This is a genomic window from Seonamhaeicola marinus (assembly GCF_008085455.1).
In genome coordinates this window covers 466,872-479,409 of the sequence record NZ_VSDQ01000679.1, presented here as the reverse complement: position 1 = coordinate 479,409, position 12,538 = coordinate 466,872, and the positions used below count along the sequence as shown (strand labels likewise).

General features: G+C 34.1%; 10 protein-coding genes. 8 read left to right on the top strand and 2 right to left on the bottom strand.

Features of this window, described 5'->3' with window-relative positions; genetic code table 11:
* Positions 1 to 2: 2 nt before the first annotated feature.
* Positions 3 to 1,679 (top strand): glycerol-3-phosphate dehydrogenase/oxidase, encoded by a 1,677-nt coding sequence (locus tag FUA24_RS25860; RefSeq protein ID WP_246147048.1) that lies wholly within the window; start codon positions 3 to 5, stop codon positions 1,677 to 1,679.
* A 16-nt stretch (positions 1,680 to 1,695) separates the two neighbouring features.
* Entirely contained in the window at positions 1,696 to 5,001 is a 3,306-nt protein-coding gene (locus tag FUA24_RS13275) for a VCBS repeat-containing protein (protein ID WP_148543093.1), read from the top strand.
* Positions 5,002 to 5,018: 17 nt separating this feature from the next.
* On the opposite strand, the gene FUA24_RS13270 is transcribed toward FUA24_RS13275, so the two are convergent.
* Positions 5,019 to 5,456 carry a hypothetical protein gene (locus FUA24_RS13270; RefSeq protein ID WP_148543091.1) on the bottom strand — a complete coding sequence of 146 codons (438 nt, stop codon included), beginning with the start codon at positions 5,454 to 5,456 and terminating at the stop codon, positions 5,019 to 5,021.
* Positions 5,440 to 5,859 (bottom strand): hypothetical protein, encoded by a 420-nt coding sequence (locus FUA24_RS13265; RefSeq protein WP_148543089.1) that lies wholly within the window; start codon positions 5,857 to 5,859, stop codon positions 5,440 to 5,442. The genes FUA24_RS13270 and FUA24_RS13265 overlap by 17 nt, the downstream gene beginning before the upstream one ends.
* A 298-nt stretch (positions 5,860 to 6,157) precedes the next feature.
* On the opposite strand from FUA24_RS13265, the gene FUA24_RS13260 reads away from it, so the two are divergent.
* The 6 genes from FUA24_RS13260 (at position 6,158) to FUA24_RS13235 (ending at position 12,404) form a co-directional block, all read left to right on the top strand.
* A complete protein-coding gene (locus FUA24_RS13260; RefSeq protein ID WP_148543087.1) occupies positions 6,158 to 6,970 on the top strand; it encodes an SDR family oxidoreductase in 813 nt (270 codons plus the stop codon).
* 11 nt (positions 6,971 to 6,981) lie between these two features.
* Positions 6,982 to 8,148 carry a mannonate dehydratase gene (gene uxuA, locus FUA24_RS13255; RefSeq protein ID WP_148543085.1) on the top strand — a complete coding sequence of 389 codons (1,167 nt, stop codon included), beginning with the start codon at positions 6,982 to 6,984 and terminating at the stop codon, positions 8,146 to 8,148.
* On the top strand, positions 8,145 to 9,557 hold the full coding sequence (uxaC, locus tag FUA24_RS13250; RefSeq protein ID WP_148543083.1) for a glucuronate isomerase: 1,413 nt from the start codon (positions 8,145 to 8,147) through the stop codon (positions 9,555 to 9,557). Before uxuA ends, uxaC begins: the two co-directional genes overlap by 4 nt.
* Before the next feature lie 69 nt (positions 9,558 to 9,626).
* Entirely contained in the window at positions 9,627 to 10,601 is a 975-nt protein-coding gene (locus tag FUA24_RS13245) for a TRAP transporter substrate-binding protein (protein ID WP_148543081.1), read from the top strand.
* 4 nt (positions 10,602 to 10,605) lie between these two features.
* Positions 10,606 to 11,097: a TRAP transporter small permease gene (locus tag FUA24_RS13240; protein ID WP_148543079.1), complete on the top strand. Its 492-nt coding sequence runs from the start codon at positions 10,606 to 10,608 to the stop codon at positions 11,095 to 11,097.
* 2 nt (positions 11,098 to 11,099) lie between these two features.
* Positions 11,100 to 12,404 (top strand): TRAP transporter large permease, encoded by a 1,305-nt coding sequence (locus FUA24_RS13235; RefSeq protein ID WP_187388279.1) that lies wholly within the window; start codon positions 11,100 to 11,102, stop codon positions 12,402 to 12,404.
* The last annotated feature ends 134 nt before the right edge of the window (positions 12,405 to 12,538 follow it).

Sequence of the window (12,538 nt, the reverse complement as noted above, 5' to 3'; positions counted from 1 at the left end):
TGATGGATAAAGCAGTAGGATTTTCAATATTAGATAGAGCAAATCAGTTAGAAAAATTAGCGAATACTAAATTCGATTTGGCTATAATTGGCGGTGGAGTTACTGGTGCAGGAATTGCATTAGATGCAGCTTCTAGAGGCCTTAAAGTTTGTTTAGTTGAGAAAAATGATTTTGCCTCTGGTACCAGTAATAAATCTACCAAACTTATTCATGGCGGATTGCGTTACTTAAAACAGTTTGAAATTGGCCTAGTGCGTGAATCTGGCTCAGAAAGAGCCATAGTTCATAAACTAGCTCCTCACCTGGTAATTCCAGAAAAAATGTTATTACCACTAGTTGAAGGTGGTACCTATGGAAAAATGATGACTGCTATAGGTTTAAAAGTATACGATTTACTAGCAGACGTGAAAGGTGATGACAGAAGGCGAATGCTCGATAAAGATGAAACACTTACAAAAGAGCCATTACTAAATGAAGACGTCGTTTTAGGTAGTGGACTGTATGCAGAATACAGAACTGATGATGCGCGTTTAACAGTAGAAATACTAAAAAAAGCAGCTGAATATGGCGCAACCATCGTGAACTACTGTAAAATGGAATCATTCACCAATACTGATGAAGGAAAGATTAAAAACCTAAACTGCTTAGATTACAATACAGGGCAGACTATAAAAGTTAAGGCACGTAACTATGTATCGGCTGCTGGACCTTGGGTAGATTTGTTAAGAACAAAAGACAAATCATTAAATAATAAACACCTGCACCTTACAAAAGGGGTACATATTGTTTTTCCTCATGAAAAATTACCCGTAAAACAATCCTTGTATTTTGATGTGCCAGACGGACGCATGATTTTTGCAATTCCCAGAGGACGGGTAACCTATGTGGGAACCACAGATACTAATTATTCTGGTAACCTGGAACGTGTGGTGGCTACAAAAGACGATGCCCACTATATTCTTACTGCTATTAACAGTACGTTTCCAAGTGTAAATTTAACCATTAATGATATTGAATCTAACTGGGCAGGCTTAAGACCACTAATTCATGAAGATGGCAAAGACCCTTCAGAACTATCTCGAAAAGACGAAATTTTCACTTCAGACAGTGGTTTAATCTCAATAGCTGGCGGTAAGTTAACAGGATATCGAAGAATGGCGCACCGCTTAATTGATGCCGTGTTAAAGACCATGAGTAAAAAGCGACGAGAGAAATTTAGTGAATCCATTACTAAAACAATTGATTTGGTAACACCTAAACTTAGCTCTGCACAAGAGGTAGAGGTTTATCAAAAAGATTTAGAAAACAAGTTAATGGCATTAGGAGTAAAAGACGCTCACCAAGCTTGGTACTTAACTACAACTTATGGTAAACAGGCTGATACTATAATAGAGAAATCTAAAGAGTTTAATAATACGAATGTATTGGAAAGACTTATTAGGGCAGAACTCTGGTTTACCATTCATAACGAAATGATTAATAGTCTATCTGATTTCTTCGTTAGAAGAACAGGCCGTTTATACTTTAACATTCCAAGTGTTAAGAAATACGCCAATATTGTTTTAGAAGACTGCATTAAATACTTAACTTGGAATGAAGAAAGAATACGTTCAGAAAAAGAACAGTTAAACATTCTAATTCAAGACGCCACAACTTATTACGATAAAGAGTTTAACTAAAATATTGATTAATAGCATGAAAAATAGAGCATTTTTACTAATACATTGTATATTATTATCAATGCTCTTTTTTACATGTTCTAAAGAAGAACAAACAGCTTCTAAAACAACCATCTTTGAGGTTTTAGAATCAGCTCAATCTGGAGTATCATTTTCTAATAACCTTACTGAAAATGACAGTCTAAACTATTTTACCTATTCTTATTTGTACATGGGCGGCGGCGTTGCTGTTGGTGATATTAATAATGATGGGTTAAAGGATATTTACTTTACAGGTAATCAAGTAGAAAATAAACTCTACATCAATAAGGGTAACCTTCAATTTGAAGATATTAGTGAAAAAGCTGGTGTATCAGGCGATGAACGTTGGTATACAGGAGTTACTATGGCAGACGTTAATGCCGATGGTTATCTAGACATTTACTGTTCTGTGGCTGGCAAATTTCAACCTAAGACAAATCAGTTATTTATTAATAATCAAGATGGTACTTTTACAGAAAAAGCCGCCGAATATGGTTTAGCTGATGTTGGTCAAAGTGTACAAGCCACATTTTTTGATTACGATAAAGACGGTGATTTAGATGTTTACGTTGCTAATTACCCCATTACAAAATTTAACGCCTCTGTTTACGTATATGAGCAGAGAATGGCTAACGTTACCGACATTGAAAGTGATCACTTATATAAAAATGAAGGGGGAACATTTATTGATGTTACCAAGGAGGCTGGAGTTAAAAGCTTTGGACTTACATTAAGTGCAACTGTTGGAGACCTTAATAATGATTCATGGCCAGACCTATACATTTCTAACGACTTTGCCTCTCCAGATTACCTATACATGAATAATGGCGATGGTACTTTTAGGGAAGTCGTTAAACAAACCATGTCTCATACAGCATTCTACGGTATGGGCGTTGATATTGCAGATTTTAATAACGATGGCAATTTAGACATTTACCAAGTAGACATGGACGCTAAAACCAACAAACGCAAAAAAGCGAATATGGCTGGTATGAATCCCGATTTATTTTGGGGCGTTGTAGATGCTGGTTTTCATTACCAATACATGCAAAATTGTTTACAGTTAAATACCGGAGTTTTTAATGATGATAATCCATTTTTTTCAAACGTATCACGTATTACTGGAGTCTCTTCTACAGATTGGAGCTGGGGACCATTATTTGCAGATTTTGATAATGATGGTCTAAAAGATTTATTCATTTCTAACGGTACCAGAAGAGAAGTAAATAACCGCGATTTTTTTAACGCTATAGATGATGCCTTTTCAATTGATAGCGATAAGACTCTTGAAATGAGTTTAAAAATTCCTTCGGAAAGGATTGATAATTTTATGTACCAAAACCTTGGAAACCTAAAATTTAAACAAACAAATAAAGATTGGGGTATTGAGTTTAAAGGATTTTCTAATGGTGTGGCTTATGCAGATTTGGATAATGATGGCGATTTGGAAGTCATAACTAATAATATTGATGATAAAGCCTCGGTGTTTAAAAACACGAGTTCTGAAATCAATAATTACATATCAATTAAATTTGAAGGAACAGCTAAAAACAAATTTGGTTTAGGGAGCAGAGCATATGTAACTATTGGTGAAAAAACGCAAATGCAAGAACTTACCCTTAGTAGAGGCTTTCAATCATCTGTAGCGCCAGAGCTGCATTTCGGTTTAGGAACATCTCAATTAATTGATGAGCTCAAAGTAGTTTGGTCCGACGGAAAAACTCAAGTTTTGAAAGACCTTAAAGTTAATCAACTATTAACCCTTAATTATAAGAATGCCGAAGGGTTAGACATGCCTTCTTCCAAAACCAATGCACTCTTCAATTCTAATAGCAACACTAATTTTCCAAATTATAAACATAACGAAAACACTTTTGACGATTTTAAATATCAAGTCCTTCTGCCACATAAAATGTCATCTTTTGGGCCTTCAATTGCCGTGGGAGATTTAAATAACGATGGTTTAGAAGATTACTTTATTGGAGGTTCTTTTAACCGTTTAGGAGATTTATTCTTTCAAACGGCAACAGGTTTCGAAAAGCAAAAGAATACGTTCTTAACTGAAGACAAACTGAGTGAAGACTTAGGAGCACTTATTTTTGACGCTGATAATGACGGCGATAATGATTTGTATGTTGTAAGTGGAGGTTACGAGTTTTCTTCAAAATCTGAGAAACTCAAAGACCGTCTTTACATAAATGACGGTAAAGGTGATTTTACAAAATCGCAAACAGCCTTACCAAACTTTATTGTAAGTGGCTCTAAAGCGTATAATCTAGATTTTAATAGAGATGGCAAGCAAGATGTTTTGGTTTTGGGTAGGCAAATGCCTGGAAATTATCCAGCGGCTGTGAATAGTTATTTATTGCAAAACATAACGGATAATGCTGAAGCTAAATTTGAAGATGTCACCAATTCCAAGGGAAGTGCCTTACAAAATTTAGGAATGGCAACCTCAGCTATTGTAACAGACTTTAATAATGACGGTTGGCAAGATTTTATAATAGTTGGTGAGTGGATGTCTATTAAATTTTTTAAAAATGACAAAGGGACATTTACAGAAGTTTCGGAATCACTTGGGCTTACAAAAGATACTACAGGATGGTGGTGGAGCATTAATCAAGGGGATTTTGATAACGATGGTGATATGGATTATATCGTTGGAAATAATGGACTAAATTATAAGTATAAAGCTACTGAAGATGCAACTTTTGACATTTATGTAAACGATTTTGATAAAGACAACAAAACAGATATTGTATTAAGTTATTATAACGAAGGTGTACAATATCCTGTAAGAGGACGCGAGTGTTCTTCACAGCAAATTCCTCAGATAAAAAATAAATTTAAAAACTACGAAAGCTTTTCTAATGCTACTTTGGTAGATATTTACGAAGAAAAATCATTAGAATCTGCATTGCATTATCAGGTAAAATCTTTTGCCAGCATATACTTAGAAAACAAGGGCGGAAAATTTGTAGTACACGAACTTCCAAGAGAAGCACAGTTATCTAGCATTAACAGCATCTTGGTAAAAGACTATAACAACGATGGTGCCTTAGATGTTTTAGTTGCAGGGAATTTATATGCTTCTGAAGTTGAAACTCCCAGAAATGATGGCGGTTTCGGATTATTTTTAAAAGGTAATGGTAAAGGTGAATTCATACCAACTCCTTCTTCAGAAAGTGGTTTCTTCCTTAATGGAGATGTTAAAGACATGGCGCCTATAAAAGTTAAGGACCTTCAATTCATTTTAGCGGCTAAAAATAATGACGACCTTCAATTTATTCAAATAAATTAGAAATTTCTAATAAGGAATTATTCCTTTTTTCTAACCCAAGTCTCACTTACAAATACGGTCTTAATCTCTCCTTCTTTCTCAGAAGGCAAATGAAGATCTCCACCAAACTTTAGAGTGTCATTCTTTATTCTAAATTCATATATGGCATATACACCATTACCTAATTCTTCTTTATAATGGCTTTTATCTATAATTTTATATTTTCCTTGTATTGTTACCTGTTTTCCAACAGCATCTTCATTAGACACATAAAAACTCATGTCTTTTGTAAAAACTTTTTCTCTGTTTTTTTCAAAGACAAAAGTTGACTTTTTATTAGAATTTCCTTTAACAAAAACCCAAGTTCCATGTAAAGGGTTTTCAGTACTTACACAAGAAGTAACAAGGTATACTAAAATAGATAAGATGGATATAAGTTTTATATGTTTCATAACTTCCTTAAAATTCGTTTTCATTAATCCACTTCTCTATATTATTTTTAAAGTCTTTATGTTTTTTTCGATAATTCATATAGTACATGTATTGAGCAGTTATTGTAAAAACGAACATTATCAAAATGACTATTGTATAGATTTGATTAGATTTCGCCCAACTCATGAAAACAAAAAATAACAAAGTAAAACCAATCTGTTTTAGCAATAAATAGCCCAATGTTTTTTCAAAAGGTAGACTCATAAAGTCAGTAACAAAATTCCATCCTTTTATTCTGCTTTGTACATCAACCTTACCATTTTGAACGTTTACATCGAACTCAAAAGGAAAACTATTTATCATAACCTTACTATTAGTAGTATGATCTACTTTAAAATCTATATTGGATGTCTTTAATTTATTGACTAAAAGATTAGTTTTATTCATATTAAAAAGTGAATTTATAGCATTTGAGATATAATTTAGTTTTTAACATAAGCTACAAATTAAAGCGTATTTCTTACTACAAAGTAACGTATTTTCAATCAATTTGTCAAAATATAATTGCGTAAGCCATAAAAGAGACCATAGCTACTATTACCCCCTAATAATACATCTTTTTCGTTACTAAAACATGCCTTACTTCCAAGTCTACAGCACAAAAAAGTCTAAAAATGAAGTTTTAATGCAATGATTTTATATATTTGCGTGTGCGCACACGATAAATTAATTAAACCACAAATTAATGTCGATTTTTAACATAAAGGATAAAGTAATAATTATTACCGGAGGATCTGGTGCTTTAGGAGGAAGCATGGCAACCTACCTACTTTCCCAAGGAGCAAAAATTGCTATTCTTGGTCAAACACCAGAGAAAGTAAACTCTAAAATTGCTGAATTAAAAACCATAAACAACAATGCCCTAGGCTTTACAGGAAGTGTACTAGACAAAGACTTTCTGAAAGGCGTAAAGAAGGAGATTAATAACACTTGGGGGAGTATTGATGTACTTATAAATGCAGCAGGTGGTAACATGCCAGGAGCCACAATAAGTGAAGACCAAACTATTTTCGATCTCAAGATGGAAGACTTCAGAAGAGTATCTGAACTTAATTTAGACGGTACCGTTCTGCCCTCTATCATCTTTGGAGAAGTAATGGCTAAGAAAGGACATGGAAGCATTATAAATATATCCTCTATGGCAGCTCAAAGTGTTATTACCAGAGTTGCTGGTTATTCGGCATCTAAAGCGGCAATAGACAACTTTACAAAATGGATGTCCGTTGAGTTAGCCCTTAAATTTGGCGAAGGTTTACGCGTTAATGCCATTGCTCCTGGTTTTTTTATAGGTGCTCAGAATAAAAGATTATTAACCAATGAAGATGGTAGTTATACCAATAGAGGTGAAACTATTATAAAGAACACCCCAATGAAACGTTTTGGTGAAGCCGAAGAACTAAACGGAGCAATTCATTATTTATGTGCTGAAGCTTCAAAATTTGTTACTGGAACAGTTTTACCTATTGATGGCGGATTTAGTGCTTTTAGCGGCGTTTAAAACTCAACGAAATGAAACACACATTTAGATGGTTTGGATATACAGACCCAGTTAAATTATCATATATAAAACAAGCCGGAGCAACAGGAATTGTTACTGCATTACACCAAACACCTAATGGTGATGTTTGGACAATAGAGGATATTAATAATGTTAAAGGTACTATTGAAAAAGCTGGTTTAGAGTGGTCCTTTATTGAAAGTATTCCAATTCATGAGAATATAAAGTTGCGAACTGGTGATTATTTGCAGCGTATAGAAAACTATAAGCAAAGTTTAATTAACGTGGCAAAATGTGGTATAAAGAACGTATGTTATAACTTTATGCCAGTACTAGATTGGACGAGAACACACTTACATTGGCAGCTTGAGAATGGTGCTACTGCTTTACGATTTGATAAAATTGATATGGCTGTTTTTGAATCCCATATCATAAAATTAAATGACACCGAAAATCGCTACTCTAAAGATATTTTGGAAAAAGCCAATGAACGCTTTTCTTTAATGACATCTTTTGAGAAGCAACGTTTAGAAGATAGTGTTTTAAAAGGATTACCAGGAACTGTAGATGACCTAACTATTCCTGTTTTTAAAAACATGATTGCACAATATAACAACATGTCGCATCAAGATGTTAAATCTAACTTATCCTATTTTTTAAATGAAATCATTCCTTTAGCCGAAGCCTTAGGTATTAAAATGGCAATTCACCCAGATGATCCTCCAATAGACATTATGGGATTACCTAGAATTATAAAATCAGAAAGTGATTTAGACGATTTGGTTGGGTTTATTGATTCGCCTTCAAACGGAATCACCTTTTGTACAGGGTCGTTAGGTGCAAATCCCGATAATGATTTGCCAAAAATGATAAGAAAGTTTAAAGACAAAATCCATTTTCTTCACCTTAGAAATGTAAAACGAGAGGCAAATGGTAGCTTTTATGAAGACAATCATTTAGATGGTTCGTCTAATATGTATGAGATTGTGAAAGCTGTTAAAGACATTGAAAAAGAACGAAATATTGAATTACCAATGAGACCAGATCATGGGCATCAAATGCTTAATGATTTAGAAACACAAAGTACCTATTCTGGCTATACTGCTATAGGCAGATTAAAGGGATTGGCTGAGTTAAGAGGTTTGGAACTTGGTATTAGCAAAAGTTTAAACTTATGAGTAGTATTGAATCAAAAAACTTTATAACCGATAATTTTTTACTTCAGTCTAAAGAAGCAGAAATACTGTATCACGACTATGCTAAATCTATGCCTATTATAGATTATCATAATCATCTTTCTGCTAAAGAAATCGCTGAAAATAAACCTATAAATAATATTACTAAAGCTTGGTTAAGCGAAGACCACTACAAATGGCGTGGTATGAGAGCTTATGGCATTGAAGAAAAGTATATATCGGGAAATGCGACTTTAGAAGAAAAATTTCAAAAATGGGCAGAAACTGTTCCTCATACACTTAGAAATCCCTTATTTCACTGGACACAACTTGAACTTAAACGTTATTTCGATGTAGATGATATTCTACAGCCAAAGAATGCCTCAGATATTTATAATAAGGCCAATATCATTTTAGAACACAAAACACCAGCACAACTTCTAAAAGATATGAATGTTGAAGTGGTGTGCACAACAGATGATCCAACAGACGACTTAAAATACCATAAGGAGATTGCTAAAGGCAACTTTTTTACAAAAGTTTACCCAACTTTTAGACCAGACGCCCTATTTTTTATAGACGAAGACAACTTCCAAAACTATCTTGAAAAACTAGGGACCTGCGTTGGTTTTAAAATTGAAACTTATAATGATCTCCTAAAAGCAATTGATAATAGAATAGATTTTTTTCATGAAAATGGATGTCAACTTTCCGACTATGGTATCAGTGGTGCTTTTTCTTTTTTAGAATTTACAAAAGAAGAGGTCTTTGTAATATTTGATCAATCATTACAAGGTGATACGCTTTCTGAAATGGAAGTTCAAAAATACAGATCAAGCCTTCTGCTCTACTTGGGACAAAAGTATCATGAAAAAGGTTGGACTCAGCAGTATCACCTCGGTGTTATAAGAAATAATAATTCGAGATTAAGTGATCTCGTTGGAACCGATGCTGGATGCGACTCCATAGCCGATTATCCGATTATTGAAGGCCTATCTAAATTTCTAAATGCTTTAGATCGTACAAATCAATTGGCAAAAACAATTACCTATAACTTAAACCCAGCCCAAAATGAGACTTTTGCAACCATGATGGGGAACTTTAATACCAATGGAATTCCAGGAAAAATGCAGTGGGGAACAGCATGGTGGTTTTTAGATCAAAAAGATGGTATGGAAAAGCAGATAAATGTACTTTCTAACATGGGGCTATTAAGTCAATTTATAGGTATGCTAACGGATAGTAGAAGCTTTTTATCTTTCCCTAGACACGAGTATTTTCGCAGAATTTTATGTAATATTATAGCAGAAGATGTTATTAATGGATTACTTCCTAGAGATTTAGATTTTCTTGGAAACATGATTAAAGATATCTGTTATAACAATGCGAAAAAGTATTTTAATTTTAAGTAAAAACGATAAAATACAATCGATTGTATTTTTTTATATTTGTAGAAACCACATAAACTAAATAAATAAAACATGAACTATAAATTCCTTTTAGTGCTGCTTTTGTCCTTGGGTCTCTTTTCATGTAATAAGACCTCAGATAAAAAGGTACTTTACTTAGCGCACTCTTTACCTCAAACACACCCAGTGCATAAAGGTATCGTAGAGTTTCAAAAGGCCCTAGCGAAAAAATCTGGAGGTGCTTTAACCATTAAAATTTTTCCCGACGGACAATTAGGTTCAGAACGTGAAGTAGTTGAATTACTTCAAATAGGCAGCGTAGCTATTACCAAAGTAAGTGCTGCAACCATGTCTAACTTTGTGCCAGATTACCATGTTTTTGGTATTCCCTATTTGTTTAGAGATAAGGCACACCAATTTGAGATTTTAGAAGGTCCTGTTGGTAAATCTATTCTTGAAAAAGGAGAAAAATTCTGGTTACGCGGATTATGTTACTATGATGCTGGAAGCAGAAGCTTCTACACATCGAACAAGGCGGTTAGAACTCCCGAAGATTTAAAAGGCCTAAAAATAAGGGTTATGAATAACCAAATGGCCATTAATATGGTAAACTCCTTAGGAGGAGCAGCCACTCCAATGGCCTATGGCGAATTATATACAGCAATACAACAAGGTGTTGTTGATGGTGCCGAAAACAACCCACCTTCATTTGTATCATCAAATCATTACGAAATAAGTAAGTATTACACTTTGGATGAACATTCTGCCGTGCCAGATGTTTTGCTCATTGGAACTAAGCAATGGGAAAAACTCTCGGATCAAGAGAAAAGTTGGGTCCAAGAAGCAGCAGATGAATCGGCTCAAGCTCAAAAGCAATTTTGGAAAGAATCTGTTGAAGAGTGTATGAAAATTGCCACGGATGCAGGTGTCGAAGTCATAATTCCTGAAAAATCGTTGTTCGCAGAAAAATCTAAGTCTGTGCTTGAAGATTTCCAAAAGGAATATCCAGAATTAGCAGATATTGTTAACAAAATAAAATCTAATTAAACTCATGAAAACATCTAAAACCTTATTTGATCGCGTTGTTAGATTTATGGAAGTTTTCCTGATTATCATTTTTGCACTTTTAGTATTTGATGTATTGTTTCAGGTATTTTCGAGATATGTTCTACAAGGTTCCTTTACTTGGACCGAAGAGCTCGCTAGATTCTCATTAATCTGGATGTCTATTTTAGGTGCCGCATATTTAAATGCAAAAAGAGAACATCTTTCTATGGATTTTCTCTATCAAAAATTCTCAGAAAAGACTAAAAAGAAAGTTTCAATAGTTATAGAAATCCTAGTTTTTCTATTTGCCCTAATTGTTATGGTAATTGGTGGTTCAAACCTAGTTTATACTACACTACACTTAGGACAATTATCTGGAACTCTTCGTATTCCTCTAGGCTACATTTACGCTATTTTACCTTTTAGCGGCCTATTAATTATGTGGTTTTCGGTATACCACATTTTAAAAATTTCTAAAAACCAAATAAACGTATAACCATGAGCATAGAAATAATAAGTATCATTGTATTATTTGCTAGTTTCTTTTTTCTACTAATGCTTAAAGTGCCTGTAGCTTATAGTATTGGTATTGCCACAACACTAAGTCTCTTATTAAATATAGATAAGATGCCTGGATTAACAACAATAGCACAACGCATGACCACAGGTATTGATAGTTTTGCGCTTTTAGCCATTCCGTTTTTTGTCTTGGCTGGAGAAATTATGAAACAGGGTGGTATAGCCAATAGGCTCATTAACTTTGCAAAATCTTTGGTAGCTAGTCTACCAGGTGGATTAGCTTATGTTAATGTTTTGGCTTCCATGTTATTTGGAGCTATCTCGGGATCTGCCGTAGCAGCTACTTCTGCAATTGGAAGTATTATGACAGATAGAATGGAAGAAGAAGGTTATCCAAGAGAATTTAGTGCTTCGGTGAATATAACCTCATCTACAACAGGGCTTTTAATTCCCCCTAGTAATATTCTAATCGTATACGCATTGGCAAGTGGCGGTGCAGCTTCTGTTGCCGCACTATTTATTGCTGGATATTTACCAGGTGTTTTACTTGGTTTGGCTTTAATAGGTTACATTGTTTTTGTTGCAGTAAAAAGAAAATTTATTAGAGGACAAAGAGCCACGCTAAAAGAAATCTGGTTACATTTTAGAAAAGCATTCTTTAGTCTATTAATGCTCGTCATAGTTGTTGGTGGTATTGTAGCGGGAGTCTTTACAGCGACCGAGGCTTCTGTAATCGCAGTATTGTATGCAGCAATTTTGGCCTTGGTTTATAAAAATATAACCTTTAAAAGCTTTCCAAATATTTTACTGAATAGTGCCAAAACTACCGCTGTTGTTATGTTCTTAATTTGTACATCAATGGCTATGAGTTGGTTGTTTTCTTTTGAAAGTATTCCGGAGTTAATGAGCGGCTTCTTATTAGAACAATTCAGTAGTAAGTTTGCCATATTTTTAGTCATTAATTTAACACTACTTATTGTGGGTACCTTTATGGATATGACTCCTGCTGTATTGATATTTACACCAATATTCCTACCTGTAGTAATGGCTTTAGGTATGGATCCTGTACACTTTGGAATAGTCTTAGTACTTAACTTATGTATTGGTTTATGTACCCCTCCTGTAGGTACCATTTTGTTTGTGGGTAGCGGTATTGCCAAAGTTTCAGTCTCTCAGGTTGTAAAACCTTTATTACCATTCCTGTTTATAATGATATTAGTCCTTATGCTAATTACATATATTCCAGAAATATCAATGTGGTTACCAAGATTGTTTGGATTATAATACTTAAAAAATCATCATATTGATAGAATCCCTAAAACAGCCATTTTATAAATGGCTGTTTTACTTTATAAGCCCCTACCTATATTACATGTATGGACAACGTGTTACTCGTATATTCCTAACCTCTTATTTCA

Excerpts from the sequence above, each read along its gene's own strand:
- FUA24_RS25860 (WP_246147048.1), top strand. The coding sequence starts at position 3 with ATGGATAAAGCAGTAGGATTTTCAATATTAGATAGAGCAAATCAGTTA.
- FUA24_RS13275 (WP_148543093.1), top strand. The coding sequence starts at position 1,696 with ATGAAAAATAGAGCATTTTTACTAATACATTGTATATTATTATCAATG.
- FUA24_RS13270 (WP_148543091.1), bottom strand. The coding sequence starts at position 5,456 with ATGAAAACGAATTTTAAGGAAGTTATGAAACATATAAAACTTATATCC.
- FUA24_RS13265 (WP_148543089.1), bottom strand. The coding sequence starts at position 5,859 with ATGAATAAAACTAATCTTTTAGTCAATAAATTAAAGACATCCAATATA.
- FUA24_RS13260 (WP_148543087.1), top strand. The coding sequence starts at position 6,158 with ATGTCGATTTTTAACATAAAGGATAAAGTAATAATTATTACCGGAGGA.
- uxuA (WP_148543085.1), top strand. The coding sequence starts at position 6,982 with ATGAAACACACATTTAGATGGTTTGGATATACAGACCCAGTTAAATTA.
- uxaC (WP_148543083.1), top strand. The coding sequence starts at position 8,145 with ATGAGTAGTATTGAATCAAAAAACTTTATAACCGATAATTTTTTACTT.
- FUA24_RS13245 (WP_148543081.1), top strand. The coding sequence starts at position 9,627 with ATGAACTATAAATTCCTTTTAGTGCTGCTTTTGTCCTTGGGTCTCTTT.
- FUA24_RS13240 (WP_148543079.1), top strand. The coding sequence starts at position 10,606 with ATGAAAACATCTAAAACCTTATTTGATCGCGTTGTTAGATTTATGGAA.
- FUA24_RS13235 (WP_187388279.1), top strand. The coding sequence starts at position 11,100 with ATGAGCATAGAAATAATAAGTATCATTGTATTATTTGCTAGTTTCTTT.